Origin of the sequence: Paenibacillus sp. FSL M8-0228 (assembly GCF_038007385.1) — a bacterium.
Taxonomy (GTDB): Bacteria; Bacillota; Bacilli; order Paenibacillales; family Paenibacillaceae; genus Paenibacillus; species Paenibacillus polymyxa_D.
This window is the reverse complement of record NZ_JBBOXA010000001.1, coordinates 1,353,463-1,372,550: the sequence shown is the minus strand read 5'-3', so window position 1 is coordinate 1,372,550 and position 19,088 is coordinate 1,353,463. Positions and strand designations below refer to the sequence as shown.

The following is a 19,088-nucleotide window of genomic DNA, read 5'->3' as shown; positions in this document are numbered from 1 at the left end:
TCCATCTTTCACCCCGCAGCTGACTCGCTTTTCCGGTTGCGCAGTGTATCCAGCGTCCCACGGATACTTTCAAGCCTGCACCGGTTCAACAGCTTCCTGCCCTCACTACGCGCCAGCAGGGAATCCAAAGTGATGTATAACACTTTGGCTGCCGTCTTCGCCATCAGCATCGCGTTGCCGCGCAGACCTACGGCCTGAGCAGCGTTAGACATGCCCTGACAATAGTAGCGGTTCATGATCCATTCTTTTGTTAACCGTGAAGCCGGCACAAAATGTTCCACAGACATGTGTGGATGATACATAATCGTTCCACCATTTTTACGGATTTGCTCGAATACCCACGATTCTTCACCAGATAGAAGGATATCTCCCTTTCTGCCTAGATGAAGCGGGAACATAACAGCGGCAAAAGCCGTTTTACGCATCGCCATATTCGCTCCAAATGGATTCAGTCCCGACGGATATTCACGAATGGCTTTGCCCAGATCAATAATCGTGTAAGGCAGTTCAAGCGGGCCTGTCAGCCAACCCGGTCGTTCCGTCTCAAACATAGGGTCAATTTTCCCACCCATAGCCGTCAGCTCAGGATTGTTCCCGAATGCTGACATAATCGTTTGCAACCATGTAACACACGGAATTGCATCATCATCGAGAAAAGCAATGACTTCCGCTCTTGATAACGTAATGCCTGCATTACGAGCAGCAGACAGTCCTTGTTCGCGCTCATAATGATATCGGAGATGGATATTCTGACCATGGGCGACGGTGAACCTTTTGATCGTCGCCGCTGTATGATCGGTGGACCGATTATCGACCACAATGATCTCAGCCAGTGCGAGGTCTTCCAGCTCCAGCAGGGACATTAACGTTTTCTCCAGCAGATCCGCCCGGTTATAGGTGCAAATAACGACGGATACTGCGGGACATCGCTTGAATGCATCCATCAATAAGCATCCTTGGAGAACAGCATTTTAACGCCTGTTTTCATGATGATTTTCAAATCGAGCCACGTATTGCGTACATGAATATACTTCAAATCCATTTGCACCATTTCTTCGAAGCCTACACTGTTACGTGCGCTCACCTGCCAGTAACCCGTACATCCTGGTGTTACAATCAGGCGTTGCTTATCATAATCGGAATATTGCTCGACCTCGCTGGGCAACGGCGGACGCGGACCGACTAAAGTCATGTCGCCGACCAACACGTTCCACAGCTGCGGAATCTCATCAATACTCGTCTTGCGCAGAAAACTACCAATTTTCGTGATCCGAGGATCGTTTTTAATTTTGAACATGGCGCCGCTCACTTCATTCAGCTCCATCAAGTCCTTTTTCAGTTCCTCAGCATTGGACACCATTGAACGGAATTTATACATATCGAATAACTTCTCATTCTTGCCCACCCGAGTTTGCTTGAAAAACACGCTTCCCTTTGGGTCTTCGAGCTTAATCAGAACGCCTACCACTACAAAAAGCGGAAGCAAGACGATCAAGCCCACGAACGACAGCAGCATATCAAGGAGGCGTTTTGTGACCAGGTAGGACGTTTTATCCTGAATTTGTGTATTTCCGTATGGCATGTAAAACGCTTTACCTGACATGACAGCCTCGCCGTCCTCCGGTAAATTTTCCATGCTCATGCTGACGTACCCCCTCTCAACCTGCCGTGGTTGCTTTCTCGGTCTTTTTCAACCATTCATTCATGGCCTCCATAACCGGATACTTCAAATCATCGCTGGCAAGTGCAAATTCAAGTGTGGTTAAAATATATCCAAGACGCTCACCTACGTCATAACGTGTGCCTTCAAAATCATAGGCGTACACACGCTCACTCTGATTCAGCTTTTGGATCGCATCCGTCAACTGAATTTCGCCGCCAGCTCCTTTTTCCTGAAGATCAAGATATTTGAAAATTTTCGGTGAGAACACGTAGCGACCCATAATAGCCAAATCGGATGGCGCTGTGCCTGGAGCCGGTTTTTCTATAAAATTATTCACTCGGTACAAGCGTCCGTCCTGCTGATCCGGTTCAATGATGCCATACCGGTTCGTAAATTCCTGCGGTACCCGCTGCACACCGATAACCGAATTTTGTGTTTCCTCATACTGATCCATCAGCTGGCGCAGGCAAGGCTTCTGACCTGTTACGATATCATCGCCTAACAGCACACCAAACGGCTCGTCCCCGATAAAGCGTCTTGCGCACCATACCGCATGTCCAAGACCTTTGGGTTCTTTTTGGCGAATGTAGTGAATTTCCACTCCCGAAGAACGCTGTACTTCCTCCAGAAGCTTCAGCTTACCGTCCTCGAGCAGTTTTGACTCCAGCTCAAATGCGTTGTCAAAGTGATCCTCAATGGCACGTTTGCCTTTACCCGTAACGATAATAATGTCCTCAATACCAGAAGCAATTGCTTCTTCCACGATATATTGAATCGTAGGCTTGTTGATAATTGGAAGCATTTCCTTAGGCATCGCTTTGGTGGCAGGGAGGAAGCGCGTACCTAACCCTGCTGCTGGAATAATGGCCTTTTTCACTCTTTTCGTCATCGCACTCATTCTCCTTGCTTCATCGAATTTTGGTGTTGCTTACTTCACCTGATTCATCACAATTCCAACCAGCGTCGCACTGGCCTGCTCCATGAGTTGCTTTGTTTTGCGCAGATCTTCCCGTTTGGTACGACCATGTTTAGCAACGAGAATCACACCATCTGTCAAGCCTGCAATCAGGCGGGCATCCGTATAATTCAGCGCCGGAGCTGAATCGAGTAAGATGATGTCATATTCACGTTTGAGCTCTTCCAGCAGCTCAGCCATACGTTCGCTACCGAGCAGATCCGCTGCGTTGTACAGGGTGTCTCCACCGGGAACAACCGATAGCTCCAGGCCACCATGCCTAACGATAGACTTGGAAGAAGCCCCACCGCGCAAATAAGCCGATAGACCTCCGGTATTCTCCATTCCGAATATCTCGTGCAGCGCTGGCTTATGCAGATTGCAATCCACCAGAGCCACCTTCTTGCCTTCTTGTGCAAAAGAAACTCCGATGTTGGCGAGCAGTGTTGTTTTACCCGCTCCGCTTTCCGGCGAGGTCAACAATAGAACCGTCCCACGGTCCTTTTGTCCAATCACTTGCTGCCGAATGTATGTACGGAGGGATCGAAATGATTCCGAGATATACGATGATGGATTACTTTCTGTAATCAACATGTCATTCAATCGCAGCATATTTACGCTCCCCTACCCGTTCTTTGGAATTTCCGGCTGCTCCATCGATGTCCTTCTTGCGAATGACTGGAATCGATGCAATTACCGGAATACCGATGTCTGCGTCTGCCTCTTTTTCCGAGCGCAGCGTGCCGTTAATGCTTTCCAGGAACACAATCGTGCCCAATGCAATCATCAGCGATACGAGAAAACTAATCGCAATATTCATGAGCGGGTTCCCATTAATCGGGTCAGGATTGGCCTGAGGATCCGCTTCATTTAAAATTTTCACATTATTCAATTCCATCAATCCCGGAACCGTCTGTACGAATTTCTGGGTAACCGCGTTTACAACCGCTGCGGCCTGTGGATAGCTCCCTGCCTCAAACGTCAAACCGATAACCTGACTTTTATCCGAGGATTTAATCTGCAGCTTTTCTGCCAACTTCTGCTGTGTCAAACCGAATTCGGGATGAGTCGCTACAACAGCGTCCATAATTTTAGGTGAAGTGAGAATTTGCTTGTAGCTTTCCACCAAATTAAGACTTGTGTTGACGTCGTTCAGATTGTTGCTCCCCTGCTTGGCGGAAATATGATTAACCAGCAGTTGGCTTGAAGCGGAGTAGACTGGCTTCACGACATTGTCGCTCACAAAGTATGTTGTTACACATGAGAGAATGACAAAAATCGCAATCAGCCACAATCTTCTTTTAATCAGGACTAGATAATCCAAAATGGTTTTCTCCACAAAAATCCTCCCTCCTATACAATTTCTCTTCATATTTAAGTATGACTTTATTGTAACAATTGGCTCTGTGAACGACATGGAACCGAATGGCACTTTCTCCCTCACTACAGGGGGAGGGAAATGTATACTTTCGGATACAGCATGGTATACTTTTGTACCATACATTGTTGATTATGGAAAAAGAAATCGAAAAAAGCCTCAAAATCACAAAAATTGGTGATTTTGAGGCTTTTCATTCCACTCGCATATGAAAGTGCAATGCAACTTATAGAGTCAGCGCATCATACCATGTTTGTTGGCTCGTACTTCGCCAGACCAATGGCATTGGCATACAACGCTGCCTGCGTGCGATCCGCCAGCCGCAGCTTGGCCAGGATCTGACTGACATGCTTTTTGACTGTAAACTCACTGATAAATAATCGGGATGCAATTTCACGATTGCAAGCTCCTTGTCCCAACTCGACCAGCACTTCCTTTTCCTTTGGCGTCAGGTCGTCCGTCAGATTGCCCGCATCTTCACGCAGCTTGTTTTCGAGAATAGCCGGATCATAATATTTGCGTCCTTTGTTGACAAGATGAATCGCGTAAATTAGTTCCTCAGGCAACGCTTCCTTAAGCACATAACCGTCCACGGAAGCTTCCTCTGCTTTCAGAAAATCTTCACGTGTTGCGGAAGAGGTCAGCAAAATAAATTTACTTCTGAAACCACGTCCGCGCGCTATCTTGATAATATCCAGCCCTGATTCATCAGCTAGTTTCAAATCCAGCAGCACCAGATCCGGATCCGTTTCCTCAATCACCACAAGTGCTTCCTGTTGATTCTGGGCCTCTCCCGCAAACTGAACATTGGGCTGCATGGATATAACCGCAGCGAGTCCTTTCCGTACTAAAGGATGATCATCGACAATGACAATTTTCATGATTCGGCCTCCTGTCTACAGTTCAGGATTTGCATAATCCCTATGTATCCGATTGTTACCGCAGATTTTGTATTGCAGAATGTTCACACATTTTATTCGAGAATTTTGCAAAATCCTCATTCATAAGCATTTACCGGAATGGACAATCGGATCTGTGTTCCTTCTCCGATTCGACTTGAAATATCAAATTCGCCTCCCATCGATTGAGCTAAATATTCCATATTCATCATGCCCAGGCCCCCGCCTGCACTGACCGCCTCACCTCCTGCTACCATTCTCGCCGTCTCAAACCCTACTCCGTCGTCATGAATAGACAGTCTAATCACTTGGGGCGTCAATTTTAACTTCACATCAATTCGCTTGGCCAATCCATGACGGATTGCGTTCCCCGCCGCTTCGGAAATGATGCGGAACAAAGCCTTTTGGTACAAATACGGAAGTGAATAATGATCACCATGAATGTCAAAATCAATTTGTACATGATTCAGCTTGGATAGTGTATGCAGATGACTTTTCACCGTCCCTAACCAAGTTGAGCCTCCACTTTTTTTCGAGCTTAGACTATGAATCGCCCCTTTCAGCTCTCTAACCGCTTGGTTGGCAGATTGCTGAATTAGATCAATTTGCTCCTCCACCTGCTCCTTTGGCTGATGACACCAGGTTTGCCGGAGAGAATGCGTTGCGTACACAATACCAAAAAGGCTCTGAGAAACATTGTCATGCATTTCATTTGCAATCCGGTTCTGCTCATTCGTCACAATCAATTGATTCTCAATACGCTCCAGCTCATAGCGCTCCAAAAACACAGCACTCAGCTCAGCCAAGAATATCAGTTGTTGCACGAGCCAGCGTCTTCCTGTCAGACTTTGATCCGGTCCCAGCTTGAGGCCAATCGTCGCTACAAAGCGGGTCGTCATCGGTACGGTGATCATGAGAAAGTCGCCCCATTCTGGCAGATGTCTGAAAAATGGTTCGCGTTCTTCCCTGAACTCCTCCCGGTAATTCTCCAGTTCCTCGAATAGCTGCTCCTCCTCCTCCACCGTCCAGCCTGTCTGGCTGCTTGCCGGTGCATCCTCCTCCTGACTATCCAGCCAGAAAAATGCACGGCTCTGCTTGGTAAGCTTGACAGTGTAATCCGAGATGACCTGACCCAGATTTAATGCCTCATTATGGCTGGTCGTCTCCATGATGTGGTAAATTGACTTGATATGATCCATCGTCTCATTGGCTTGTTCTTTAGCCACCTTCAGTTCGTCCTTCATGACGCCGATAACCTGCATTGCCATCGTGGTTACGATCAATACCAGAAACAAATTAATGTTCTGCAATATAAGATCCCACAAAAAATATTGACCTGGTGTAAAAAAGATATAACAAAATGTAAGCACCAAACCGATATAAGAAAGTAGGAGCGTCCAGCTGTACCTCATAGATAGATGAGCACAAGCTACCAGCATGGGAGTAATCACATACCATTTGAACGGGCTATTTATCCCTCCGGTCGGGAATAACAACAAAATGATCCCTGCTGTTTCTAGTGCAATGCTACATTTCAATACCATATCATGAAGTCTGTATTTACGGTAAATCCAAGTAAATGCTGTAACGGATAAAAATAGAAACCCAATCAGTAACAGCTTCTGCCACACGATTAATCTAGATGATTCGAACAGAAAAACAAGTGACGTTAAAGATAGTGATACATAACGGTATAGAAAAATCATTTTGTCTTCTGCTGACTTCCTCAACTTCATCCTGTCACCCTATTCTGTGTTTTGAAGGGACGATGGGCATATTAGGTTTGTGTACTCTAAAAAATCATAACCAATCCAAAAATAAATAACAAGACATAAACTCTTACGTAAACGGTTACATTCCAAAAAATTTGGTACTTTTTATAACATATTTACCGTTTCAGGAAAACATTTTGGGGGTAATGTCAGAATTTATGACGTTTGTCAAGGAAATAAATCACATTTTTGCGACCTAAAAAAGACTTGCTGGTACCACTGTGATTACAACAGCGGTATTCAGCGAGTCCTTTTTTAGTGAACCTGGTAGTCTACATTTTAGCCCCCGGCACGTGCTAATTCACGCATATTGGCTTCAAATGCTGCCAATAGAGCTTCATCTCCGCTCAAACCAGTTGCCTCTTCTTTTTGGATCTGTTCAACCATACGCTTGTAATCCTTTGGAATCACTCGTACAAACTGCTGAATCGCAGTCTGCCAATCATCCAAAATACGTTGTCCCGCTTCACTACCCGTGTAAGTGACATGGCGTTGAATCAAGCCGCGCAACTCCGCTGCTTCTGTAGGTTCTTCCACACCTTCCAGCAACACCATTTCCAGATTACAACGGCTCAGGAACGTCCCCTCAGGGTCATAGACATATGCAATACCTCCGGACATTCCAGCTCCAAAATTCCGTCCGGTTCCACCCAATACAGCTACACGTCCGCCTGTCATATATTCGCAACCATGATCTCCAACGCCCTCAACAACAATACGTGCGCCGGAGTTCCGAACGGCAAAGCGCTCGCCTGCGATTCCGCTAATGTAAGCTTCACCGCTGGTCGCTCCATACAAGGCTGTATTTCCGATAATAATGTTCTCTTCTGCCTTAAAGGTCGCTTTGTGAGACTTTTTCACAATAACCTTACCGCCAGATAGCCCTTTACCGACATAGTCATTGCTATCGCCTTCCACGCTCAACGTGATGCCTTTCGGAATAAATGCTCCGAAGCTCTGACCTGCCGATCCAATAAAGTTAAAGCGAATCGTATCCTCAGGCAGACCCGCCGCTCCATACTTACGGGTGACCTCGCTGCCCAGAATCGTCCCTACCGCCCGATTCACGTTTGTAATAGGTAAGGTACCCTCAACAGGCGTTCCGTTCTCCAACGCTTTCGCAGCCATCGGTACGAGCTGCTGCATGTCGAGTGTTTCTTCCAGACCGTGGTTTTGGCGTTGTACACGGTAACGTACACTACCTTCTTCCAACTCAGGAACATGCAACAGCAAGCTCAGGTCTACGCCCTTCTTCTTCCAGTGCGAATCGGCGTTCACGGTATCCAGGCAATCCGTACGTCCAATCATTTCCTGAATCGTACGGAAGCCCAATTCCGCCATAATTTCACGGACATCTTCTGCAATAAAACGCATAAAATTCACCACATGGGCAGGATCGCCCATATAATTTTTGCGCAGCTCCGGATTCTGCGTAGCCACACCAACCGGACATGTATCCATTTGGCATACCCGCATCATAATACAGCCCAACGCCACGAGCGGCGCTGTAGAGAAGCCGTATTCTTCCGCGCCCAACAGGGCAGCTACTACCAAATCGCGGCCAGACAGCATCTTGCCGTCTGTCTCCAATACTACGCGGTCGCGCAGGTTGTTTAGCATCAGCGTCTGATGCGTCTCCGCCAGACCCAGCTCCCAAGGCATACCCGCATGACGAATGGAGCCTTGCGGAGAAGCGCCTGTACCACCGTCGTAACCGCTGACTAGAATAATGTCAGCACGGCCTTTAGCTACCCCTGTAGCAATCGTACCTACGCCTACCTCTGACACCAGTTTCACGTTAATGTCAGCACGCGGATTGGCGTTTTTGAGATCATAGATGAGCTCTGCCAAATCCTCGATAGAATAAATATCGTGATGCGGCGGTGGTGAAATCAAACCTACTCCTGGCGTAGAGCCACGGACCTCAGCGACCCAAGGGTACACCTTACGTCCTGGCAGTTGTCCACCTTCGCCCGGCTTCGCGCCTTGCGCCATTTTGATCTGAATTTCGTCGGCATTCACCAAGTAATTCGATGTTACACCGAATCGGCCCGATGCTACCTGCTTAATCGAACTGCGACGAGAATCACCATTGGCATCCGGTATGAAACGTGCAGGGTTCTCCCCACCTTCACCCGTATTGCTCTTGCCACCGATCCGATTCATCGCAATCGCCATATCTTCATGCGCTTCCTGACTGATCGAGCCAAAGGACATGGCTCCTGTCTTGAAGCGACGCATAATGGATGCAGCGGATTCCACTTCATCCAGCGGCACAGGCTCACCAGCAGGCTTCAATTGAAGCATGGAGCGAATCGTCAAATACTGTTCAGATTCACCCTGTACCAGCTTGGCGTATTTCTTGTAAAGCTTGTAGTCTCCCGAGCGAACCGACTGCTGGAGCAAATGCACCGTTTGCGGGTTAAACAAATGCTCTTCCCCATCGTTACGCCATTGATATTCGCCGCCCGAATCCAGCACTTTGTCGTTGCCGTCCTTGTCGGTGAAAGCACGATTATGATGAACCAGCGCTTCGATAGTCACTTCCTCCAGACCAATACCGCCAATGCGGGAAGGTGTCCAGGTGAAATAACGGTCAACAAAATCCTGTTTTAAACCTACGGCCTCAAAAATTTGCGCCCCACGGTACGACTGAATCGTGGAAATACCCATTTTGGACAATATTTTAACGACACCCTTCGTTGCCGCTTTAATATAATTTTTAACTGCCTTTTCGTGCGAGATGCCGCGCAGCAAACCCTGCTGAATCATGACATCCAGCGTTTCAAAAGCCAGATACGGATTAACCGCACTCACACCGTAGCCAAGCAGCACCGCATAATGGTGAACATCCCTTGGCTCGCCGGACTCCAGCAAAATACTTACACGTGTGCGGGTACCCTGTTTAATCAAATGGTGATGCAGGCTGGAAACAGCTAGCAACGCCGGAATGGCTGCATTCTCCGCATCCACTCCACGGTCGGACAAAATCAGGATGTTATGACCTTTGTCAATGACACGGTCAGCCGCCTCAAACAATCCTTCCAGCGCCTTGCGTAAGCCCTCAGCACCTTCCTTCGCTTCAAAGAAGATCGGGATCGTCATCGATTTGAAGCCTGGACGGTGCACGTGGCGAATTTTGGCAAACTCCTCATTCGATAGCACCGGCGAATCCAAACGAATCTGGCGACAGCTTTCCGGTTCTGGATGCAGTAAATTGCGCTCTGGTCCAATCGTAGTTGCGGTTGACGTTACAATCTCTTCACGAATGGCGTCAATCGGCGGGTTTGTGACTTGGGCGAACATTTGTTTAAAGTAATTGTACAAACGTTGCGGACGATCAGACAGCACCGCCAATGGTGCGTCGTATCCCATTGAGCCAATCGGTTCTGCACCTGTAAGTGCCATCGGCTCCAGAATTTTGCGCAGTTCTTCAAACGTATATCCAAAAGCGAGCTGAAGCTGATTTACATTTTCATGTTTAGGCTCCGGCTGTTCTAGTGCTTCCGGCAGCTCATCCAAATCAACCAAGTGCTCATCCAGCCATTGCTGATAAGGTTCCTCGGAAGCAATACGTTCCTTTAACTCTTCGTCAGAAACGATACGGCCTTCTTGGGTATCAACCAACAGCATACGACCCGGACGGAGACGATCCTTATAGAGCACATTTTCAGGATCAATATCCAATACACCCGCCTCTGAAGACAGTGCGATCAGATCGTCCTTGGTCACATAGTAACGTGCAGGACGCAGACCGTTGCGGTCGAGAATCGCCCCGATTTGGATACCGTCTGTAAACGCCATTGCAGCAGGTCCGTCCCACGGCTCCATCATAGTGCTGTGATATTCATAAAATGCCCGCTTCTTCGGGTCCATGGTTTCATGCTTGTTCCAAGGCTCCGGCACCATCATCATGGCTACATGAGGAAGGGATCGTCCGCTCAGATACAGAAACTCCAGCGTATTATCAAACATGGCTGTATCCGAGCCATCTGGGTTAATGACGGGTTTTACCTTCTTAATGTCTCCGCCAAACGCTTCGCTTTCAAACTGCGCCTGACGCGCATGCATCCAGTTCACATTGCCGCGCATCGTATTAATTTCACCGTTGTGAATCATAAAACGATAAGGATGCGCACGATCCCAGCTCGGGAACGTATTCGTACTAAAACGGGAATGGACCAGCGCGATCGCTGATGTCACCCGCTCATCCTGCAAATCCAGATAAAATTTACCTACCTGCTCGGTTGTCAGCATTCCTTTGTATACAACCTTGCGACAGGACAAACTTGGAATATAGAACGACTCACCGTTCTCATCCTCTTGGTTATAGCGAATAGCAAGCTCTGCACGTTTGCGAATGACATACAGTTTCCGTTCGAAGTCCAACTCTTCCTTCAAATCGCTACTGCGACCGATGAATACCTGACGCACACCCGGTTTAGCTGCTTTTGCCGATTTACCCAGCATTTCGTCATAAGTTGGAACATCGCGAAAACCCAAACAATTTTGACCTTCGTCCACGATGATATCTCTTAGCTTCTGCTCATGCACCTCACGAACTTTTGGATCATTGGATACAAAAAGCATACCCACGCCATAATGTCCGGCCTTTGGCAATTTGAAGCCCAATCGCTCCGCTTCCTCTTGAAAAAACAGATGAGGGACCTGAATCATAATCCCTGCTCCGTCACCGGAGTTAGGTTCACTTCCCTGACCGCCCCGATGCTCCATATTCACGAGCATGGTCAAAGCCTGACTTACAATATCGTGCGATGGTTTTCCCTTGATGTGGGCAACAAAGCCCATGCCGCAGGCGTCTTTTTCGAATTGGGGATCATATAGTCCCTGTTTGGGTGGTAAACCTGTCTGTCTCATGGAACGCAACCTTTCTGTTATAAAGTCATGCTGGCCTGAAATACAGGCGGCCGAATAGAAGACAGTGGCAACAAGAGGTAACTCAAAGAACAACTACGAGGAATGGGGGACAAAACATGTGACGTATTCAAGGCGGTACGGTCCACCGAATGCGTATGTTTTTCAATAATTATGCAATGGCTTGACTTGAAAAATACGTCGATTCCACTGATGAATCTAATTAGTTCTATCATTTTATCATTGACCTATCATGTTAGCAATTCAAAGTTTTTATGATTGTGATAATAAATCTTTTACATTACAGCTTCAACGTATCAATGCAAATTTATCTCATTTTTATGTATAAATATTCACTTTTAAAAAACAACCCTCCCTATTCCTCTAAGGAACAGAAAAGGCTGACAAAGGAGATACGATAAGTTAATAGACCATCTAGTGTATTCACGCAAATCAGATATCCGTATTAAAATTCGAGACTTTCGCCGGGCTTCAATGCTTTCCCTTCAATACCTTCTTTGTGCAGACGATCACAGAAGCCATCTCCGTCCTGCTCAATACCCGGGAACGTATTGTAATGCACCGGTATTACGCGGCTTGCACGCAGCCATTTTGCTGCCAGCAATGCATCCTCCGGTCCCATCGTATAACCATCTCCGATCGGCAATACCGCAGCATCGATGGAGTTAGTCTCCCCAATGAGACGCATGTCGCCAAACAGACCAGTATCCCCTGCATGGAAAAAGGTTTGGCCTCCCATGGTCAATAAAATCCCCGCAGGCTCTCCCATGTAAATGGTTTGTCCGTCCACCGTCAAAGATGAGCTGTGAAACGCAAGTGTGAATTTCACATGGAAACCGTCAAAGTGGTGACCCCCACCCAGATTCATACCGTGAGCTTTGGCCCCCAAGGATGAACAATATTCGGCCAGTTCCGCGACCGCGATTACTGGACAATCATTGCGCTTGGCAATTTCAACAGCATCACCAAAATGATCGGCATGACCGTGTGTCAACAACACGGCATCCACCTGAATATCCTCGGCCTGTACGGTTGCTTTAGGATTTCCCGTCAAAAAAGGATCAATAATAATCCGTTTCCCCTCTGCCTCTACCAGTACAACTGAATGTCCATAATATGTGATTTTCATATCATCTACGCCTCCTTTGTCACTTTAATTATTTGGGTTACTTTCCTTTACCTATTATACCTCTTTTGCATTCTGGCTTCACCTGTACCACAAAATCCGTTCACAAAGCTGAACCCTATTGTTTAGAAAGGGCTGTTATTTGTAGAAGGGTGCCTTTATTTATAAAAGGTATGATGACCGATCGTTTTCACCTTGGTACGGGAATGATGAACCGTAAGGTCCTGAGCCAACGTAAGCGACAGGAAAAAACAGGTGTTATCAGGCACGGCTTTATGGCCGTTCAAAGCAGCAGTAACCGCACGGATGCTGTCCTGGTTGGGCTGAACACGACGAAGACGCCCGTTCGCGACCGGACTAAATTGCGCTTTTTGATAAATCACTGCCTGAATCGTATCGGGAAATGGGGCTGACCGCAGCCGGTTTAAGACAACGTTGGCAACTGCCACTTTGCCTTCGTACGGTTCGCCTTCTGCTTCTGCCATCACTATTTTTTGCAGCAGGAGCAGTTCTTTAGCGGAGACTGTGTAGCTCCAGGTAGACAACGCCTTGTCATCCTGCGTGAGCATTTTTGTCTTCGTAAAGTAGATGGTTGTAGGAGGGGTTAGGATTGCGGACTTGCTATGCTGGACCTCAGGCTTTTTCTTGCCTGTAGCAACGTTATTCCGAGCTTGTTCCGCCTGCTTCATCTGGGAAGCGGGTAACGGAGTCGGCATGATTTCTTTCCAGCTTGGCTGCCCATGAGCAGCAACAAAGATGGGGCTTGTCCTGTTAGACCCTTTATGGGTCCCCATCCTGTCGCCATATGTAGGAGCTGCAGAGTTCCCTGACCAGCTCAGAGAATGCATGGATGCATTTTTATGATTATTCTGTGTTTGCTGAACCTCAGCGTAGAGGCCTATCCCCAATATACAAACAAGCAGCACACTCAAAAGAGGTGCAAACCAACGATGTTCTTTAATAATTTCCATAATGTTCCTCCCGTTAACTTAAGCACATTCCTCAGATATGTAACCCAAAATGCGCTTTTTGAATAACGCTGAAACACTATATCACTAAATTCGCTGATAGATCAAGGGTTTCGCCTCATTAATGGGAATGTTTGAATTATTTGGTACAATGGTTTTTGACCCAATCGTGTTGCATATAAAACAAATTCTCCCACTTCCCAAGGCCCGCCGCTTCGATCATTGGGCTGCCACACAGAAGCTGGAACGGGCTGTCCCCCTGTGTACGAACGTGCTACGGTGATATGAGGCCGATAGGGTCTGTCCTCAGGTTTAAAACCAAGCGGTTTGGTAGCACGAAGTATAGACTGATATAGCTGCTCTAGCGACTCTCGCTGTCCAGTCACTCCTTTCCAGAGTACACGTGGAAATTCTTCACGGCCAAAAAAACCTGCTTCTCCAATGCCAAGTGTGAACGGGTGATGCTCAGCTGCCGCTTGAACTAAAACCTGCTCAAGTTTCGGGATAACCGAGGTCTCCACATCACCCAAAAACTGAAGTGTCACGTGGTAATCTCTGAAATCAACCCATTTGCGAAAAGAAAGATCATTCAAATCCTGCTCCACCCAATGATGTAAGTTCTTCTTGTGCTCATTTGGGAGAGCAATAGCTGTAAAAAGTCTTTGCGATTCATCTTTCATCAACCTTTACCTCCTTTGCTATAGATATTTGTGGATATCTCAAAAGCAGCATTTTGGATTGTCCCTAATCAGGGTAAAGCCATTTGTTGTTATATATAGTGACACCGCGAGCTCGTTTTTATCCTTCTTATGCAATTTTTTCAGCAATCTGTTATTCTTGAAAAGATGGTTCGCCAGAATATATTGGAAACTCCAAGGAATCAAAAATCGAGGAGGCTATGAACTATGGGAAACATTTTAAGCTTACATCAACTGACGGAAGAGCAAAAAAAACAAGTCCGTGCAGCGGCTTCGGACTACGAGTTGATTATTGGCAAAGCTCAGGAATTAGAGTCTAAACAAATCCGGGAGGCCGAGGTTATTCTAGGCTGGTCCAAGCATATTGCCGAGGAGGCCTTACATCCAGACAGCAAGCTGAAGTGGATACAAACCTGGTCGGCTGGGATTGATAAGCTACCGCTTACCGAATTGGAGAAGCGTAACATTTTACTCACAAATACGAGTGGTGTGCATGCCATTCCAATTACAGAGCAGATCTTTGGAATGCTGCTATCGCATACACGTTATTTACAGCAAGCAGCTCTCTTTCAGCGTCAGAAAACATGGCAGCCACCGAAAGGCCAACTGACGGAATTACGTGGCAAAACGCTGTTGATTACAGGCGTTGGCGAAATTGGCCGTGAAACAGCGCGGATTGCAGAATCCTTTGGCATGCGGGTAATCGGAGTCCGGCGTTCTGGTAAGGAAGCTCCGCATGTAGAGCATATGTATACTAACGAACAACTACACGATGCATTGGGAGCAGCGGATATCGTGGTAAATATATTGCCATTCACCGAGGAGACTCATCACTTCTTTGACGAAAAAGCATTTGCAGCTATGCGTAAGGGAGCCTTCTTCATTAATGTAGGTCGCGGTGGAACCGTTCATACGGATGCGCTTGTACGCTCTTTGGAGCAAAAGCATATTGCCTTTGCCGGCCTGGATGTATTCGAGGAAGAACCACTACCTGCGTCACATCCACTATGGGGTCTGGACCATGTTTTGATCACACCGCATATTGCAGGTGATACGGACCGATACGCCGAACGGGCGGTAGATATTTTTCTTACTAATTTGAATGCCTATGCCGCTGATCAGGAACTGCCATTGAATTTGGTTAATTATAAAACTCAGTATTAACACACTACTTACAGATCGAGATTTCCCGACTCATACCTGTCTTATGTATGCGGCATTGCTCCGTAAGGGTCCAACCTGACTCGGATAACAATGTTTCCATCGGCTCCGTGCTCACGACCACCGCCCGCGCGGCCAAGCGTCTCAGACTGCGCAGCATCTTCTTTTGTTCATCAGCCGGGAGCACGGAGCACAGGTTATAGGGCATATCCAATATGGCCGCATCGTATGTGCCTTCGAGCTTATTCATATCCCCGAGTTTCACTAAATCTTCTTCATATCCAAAATGACGCAAATTCACTCGTGCTCCACGCACCGCCAACGGATTGATATCACAACCGCGAATATCCTTTCCCATACTTAATGCTTCAATCATTACATTGCCCATACCACAACACGGGTCCAGCAGTTTCAATGAGCCTGACTCTCCCTTTGCTGCTGTTAGATCAGTTGCTGCCAAATTCACAAGTGCCCTAGCTACCAGAACAGGTAGTCCAGTAGAATAATTTTGCGGCTTCTGACGACGCTCCTGCCACGATCTGTCGCTATACTGACACCTGCCCAGTAGCCACCGTTCTCCTATCCGAATAACACCAAGGGTGATATCCGGTGTCTTCATTTGCGCCTGCCCATGAATACGCGCACCAATCCGGCGTTCGATCCCGCGCCGCTCGTCATAACCGGCCTCATGGTCACCTTCTTTAAGGCACAACACCTTAAAGGTCTTTCCTTCCTCAAGCTGTAACATGGAAGCCGCTTCGCATAGCTCTTCCAGTGTTCCCGCATCTGTCACTACATCCAGCCGAAGATGAATAAACGGGCTGGTCCCCGGTTCCAGCCGTCGATGGGACAACAGGATGGAATCCTGCACGGGCGGCTGACCGAACAAACATTTTAATTCCAAAAGACATAACTCACGCTCTGTTTCATGACACGCATAGGTATACACGTAGCTTGGTTTCATTTCATCGATATTCGTTTTCTGTTTATTCATGTCATATCTCTTTTCATTTGGAATCAAGGCTAGAATTTACGGCCTCCGCTATTAGACGGTAGGAGTGAAGCCGCTGCTCATAATCGGGAATCGGTGTGACCAACAGAAACTCATCGTTATCATATTTAATCTGCAAGCCACGTAACCGTTCGGCAATAACCGACGGCGTTCCCACCAGCCAACTGGCTCGCATTGCCGGGTCGCCCAATGAAATCTGAGCAGTCCATTGCTGCGCCAGCTCATCCGTCAAGGCACATACTGCGCCTACAGCAACCATGGTACGTGGCTTGTCTATCCGGTTGGATGGCTGAAAGCTGGAGCGGTAAATGCTGAGCATTTCTTCCGTTTGCTGTTCACTCATAAACTGACCGAATACATAGCCTGTTGAATACTGGGCGGCATATTCGGCACTTTTTCGGTTTGTGCCCAGCATCCACACTGCTGGCGGCTGTTCAGGCATCGGCCGAGCAAACACAGGCACCTGCTCATATTCGTAAGTACCTTCCAGCAAAGCCAATAGAGCTTCCATCGTCTGTGGCAGCTCCGTCACATGTTGAAGAAAATTGCCGCTCAGTGCCATCGAAGCATGAGGTCCCCCACCAGGTGCTCTCCCTAGACCCAATTCAACTCTGCCAGGATATAGAACGGCCAGCAGATGAAACCATTCCGCGACCTTGACTGGACTATAATGCGGGAGCAAAATAGCACCTGCACCCAATTTGATTGTCTTCGTCACCGCCCCGATATGAGATAGCAGCACTTCCGGGCTGGAGGAAGCCAGCCCCTCCATATCATGGTGCTCCGAGGTCCAGTAGCGTGTATATCCCCACGCTTCTGCCTGTCTCGCTAGTTCGCCAGCTCGTTGAACCGCCTGCTCCGGACGGTTACCGGGCAGCAACGGCACCATATCGAGCACACCGAGATTCAACCTTTTTATAGATAAAGACCGAGATGGCATAGACACAATCCTCCCTCCTACTATCAGCTATAAACCAGTTTCTTCTACTATATAGGGGGAATTTAAAGGTTAATCCAGATCATAAATGGAACCCACCTTCAGGCCGTATAACTCATTATAGATTTTTTCAGCAAAAGCATCGGTCATGCCTGCAATATAGTCTATGACCATATGCTCCCATGTCCAGATCGGCTTCGTCTTGGCTTGGTCGCGCTCATAGCGCTGGAGCCAGTCGCTTGGAATAATAGATTTGGATGTTTCCGGGTCCAGAAAAGCCAACCAAAGTCGTTTGAGCATCCACTCACTCCGTTTTTGCAGTCGCTGTACGCGCAGATCGCGGATCATCGTAACCCAAGCAAAGCTTTTCAATACACTCACCGTGCGCAGCATATCCAAATCTTCGTTTCCATCCCGTACAAAGGTCACCTTTTTCCAATTTCCATCATCAATGACACCCAAGCTGCTGACAAACAGACTGACCCAGTATGCCTTCACTTCACGGCGGGTCCTGGAATAATCGTGTTCACACATCGGCATCTTGCCATTCCACACCTTCAAAAATTCACTCAGCACAGCCGCTACCTTCTGCTCAATCTGAGCCAGTTGCCAGCCTTGCCAGAAGCTATCCTCCAACGTGGTGATTTTCTCCGTAATCAGACGAATTAAATACGGATCATACAAGAAGTGCTCGTGTACCTCGATTTTTCCAGCCTTAATCCCATCCTCCAAATCATGCGCAGAATAAGCGATATCGTCGCACAGGTCCATAAGCTGGGCTTCCAGCGTTTTTTTACCATCAGGGATACCCCAATCCTCGCGGATGGAACGTATATATTCCCACTCATGCAGATACAACCCTTTTTTGTTCAGAATCCCTGGGTACGGGTATTTGTTGATCCCCAGTAACACAGCGTCCGACAAATTCAAACCATCCACGTTCTCACGCTTCTCCAAAAACATAATCAGCCGGAAATTGTGCGCATTCCCTTCAAAATGCTCATAAATTCGTCGCTCACGCGCATAGGCCTCCTGTCCACGCTTGGACTCCAGTGTGAAGCCTCCGGCAGAGGATATCTTTTCTACCTTTGTTTCAATCAGTTGATCCAAAATCCCGTCCAGTACTTCTTCTCCCTTGTGCCCGAACGGGGGATGCCCAAAGTCATGTGCGATGGAAGCACATTCTACCACCTCAGGGTCAATGATCAGTCCTGCGTTATCTGCCTGTTCCAGCTCTACTTCAGGATGGCGGCGCAGCAAGCTTCGGGATGCTTCACGCGCAATTTGCGCTACCTCCAAAGAATGCGTCAGTCGTGTGCGATAATAATCGCCCGTGCCTGCACCAAATACCTGTGATTTACCCTGCAACCGACGGAAAGTCGGTGAATGAATCAAACGGGAGTAATCCCGTTCATATGCGGCCCGTGAAGCGTCGCTTCGTGTCTGTTCCGCAAATTGCCGATGCTCTCTCTTGTCCTGCCATGTCATAAATCCCACTCCCTACGTACTCAATTGGAGTGATTATACATTTTTTTCGCGCTTCATGAAAGCTCACATGACTTTCAGTTATATATGTAAGCATCAAACTATCTCACCTATTCGTAAGAGTAGAAAGGATTGTAT

The 19,088-nt window shown here is 47.5% G+C and carries 15 protein-coding genes; 1 reads left to right on the top strand and 14 read right to left on the bottom strand.

The features are described from left to right. Window positions 1–8: 8 nt before the first annotated feature. The 11 genes from MKY98_RS06245 to thpR form a co-directional block, all read right to left on the bottom strand. On the bottom strand, window positions 9–944 hold the full coding sequence (locus tag MKY98_RS06245) for a glycosyltransferase (protein WP_029516193.1): 936 nt from the start codon (window positions 942–944) through the stop codon (window positions 9–11). Further along, window positions 944–1,642: a sugar transferase gene (locus MKY98_RS06240; RefSeq protein ID WP_013309152.1), complete on the bottom strand. Its 699-nt coding sequence runs from the start codon at window positions 1,640–1,642 to the stop codon at window positions 944–946. Before MKY98_RS06240 ends, MKY98_RS06245 begins: the two co-directional genes overlap by 1 nt. Before the next feature lie 16 nt (window positions 1,643–1,658). Then, entirely contained in the window at window positions 1,659–2,552 is an 894-nt protein-coding gene (gene galU, locus MKY98_RS06235) for a UTP--glucose-1-phosphate uridylyltransferase GalU (protein ID WP_013309151.1), read from the bottom strand. Window positions 2,553–2,591: 39 nt separating this feature from the next. Further along, window positions 2,592–3,230, bottom strand: coding sequence for a CpsD/CapB family tyrosine-protein kinase (locus tag MKY98_RS06230; RefSeq protein ID WP_029516191.1), 639 nt, complete (start codon window positions 3,228–3,230; stop codon window positions 2,592–2,594). Continuing rightward, a complete protein-coding gene (locus tag MKY98_RS06225) occupies window positions 3,214–3,957 on the bottom strand; it encodes a YveK family protein (protein WP_029516190.1) in 744 nt (247 codons plus the stop codon). The genes MKY98_RS06230 and MKY98_RS06225 overlap by 17 nt, the downstream gene beginning before the upstream one ends. 281 nt (window positions 3,958–4,238) lie before the next feature. After that, on the bottom strand, window positions 4,239–4,877 hold the full coding sequence (locus MKY98_RS06220; RefSeq protein ID WP_029516189.1) for a response regulator: 639 nt from the start codon (window positions 4,875–4,877) through the stop codon (window positions 4,239–4,241). A 116-nt stretch (window positions 4,878–4,993) separates the two neighbouring features. Continuing rightward, on the bottom strand, window positions 4,994–6,631 hold the full coding sequence (locus MKY98_RS06215) for a sensor histidine kinase (protein WP_029516188.1): 1,638 nt from the start codon (window positions 6,629–6,631) through the stop codon (window positions 4,994–4,996). A gap of 315 nt (window positions 6,632–6,946) precedes the next feature. Then, entirely contained in the window at window positions 6,947–11,545 is a 4,599-nt protein-coding gene (gene gltB, locus MKY98_RS06210; RefSeq protein ID WP_029516187.1) for a glutamate synthase large subunit, read from the bottom strand. A gap of 463 nt (window positions 11,546–12,008) precedes the next feature. Then, window positions 12,009–12,692: a metal-dependent hydrolase gene (locus tag MKY98_RS06205; protein WP_029516186.1), complete on the bottom strand. Its 684-nt coding sequence runs from the start codon at window positions 12,690–12,692 to the stop codon at window positions 12,009–12,011. Between the two features lie 155 nt (window positions 12,693–12,847). Continuing rightward, complete coding sequence (locus MKY98_RS06200; RefSeq protein WP_029516185.1) at window positions 12,848–13,660, bottom strand: cell wall hydrolase; 813 nt, start codon at window positions 13,658–13,660, stop codon at window positions 12,848–12,850. Between the two features lie 101 nt (window positions 13,661–13,761). Continuing rightward, entirely contained in the window at window positions 13,762–14,337 is a 576-nt protein-coding gene (gene thpR, locus MKY98_RS06195; RefSeq protein WP_069012212.1) for an RNA 2',3'-cyclic phosphodiesterase, read from the bottom strand. Between the two features lie 225 nt (window positions 14,338–14,562). Here thpR and MKY98_RS06190 point away from each other — a divergent pair, with 225 nt between their 5' ends. Then, the gene (locus MKY98_RS06190) at window positions 14,563–15,519 is read left to right on the top strand and encodes a D-2-hydroxyacid dehydrogenase (protein WP_069012213.1); all 957 of its coding nucleotides are present in this window, start codon (window positions 14,563–14,565) and stop codon (window positions 15,517–15,519) included. Window positions 15,520–15,523: 4 nt separating this feature from the next. On the opposite strand, the gene MKY98_RS06185 is transcribed toward MKY98_RS06190, so the two are convergent. From MKY98_RS06185 to MKY98_RS06175, 3 genes are all read right to left on the bottom strand, one after another. Further along, window positions 15,524–16,510, bottom strand: coding sequence for a methyltransferase domain-containing protein (locus tag MKY98_RS06185; protein WP_069012214.1), 987 nt, complete (start codon window positions 16,508–16,510; stop codon window positions 15,524–15,526). A 13-nt stretch (window positions 16,511–16,523) separates the two neighbouring features. Then, the gene (locus tag MKY98_RS06180) at window positions 16,524–17,468 is read right to left on the bottom strand and encodes an MsnO8 family LLM class oxidoreductase (protein WP_069012215.1); all 945 of its coding nucleotides are present in this window, start codon (window positions 17,466–17,468) and stop codon (window positions 16,524–16,526) included. A 69-nt stretch (window positions 17,469–17,537) separates the two neighbouring features. Beyond that, window positions 17,538–18,953: a deoxyguanosinetriphosphate triphosphohydrolase family protein gene (locus MKY98_RS06175; RefSeq protein ID WP_069012216.1), complete on the bottom strand. Its 1,416-nt coding sequence runs from the start codon at window positions 18,951–18,953 to the stop codon at window positions 17,538–17,540. Between the last annotated feature and the right edge of the window lie 135 nt (window positions 18,954–19,088).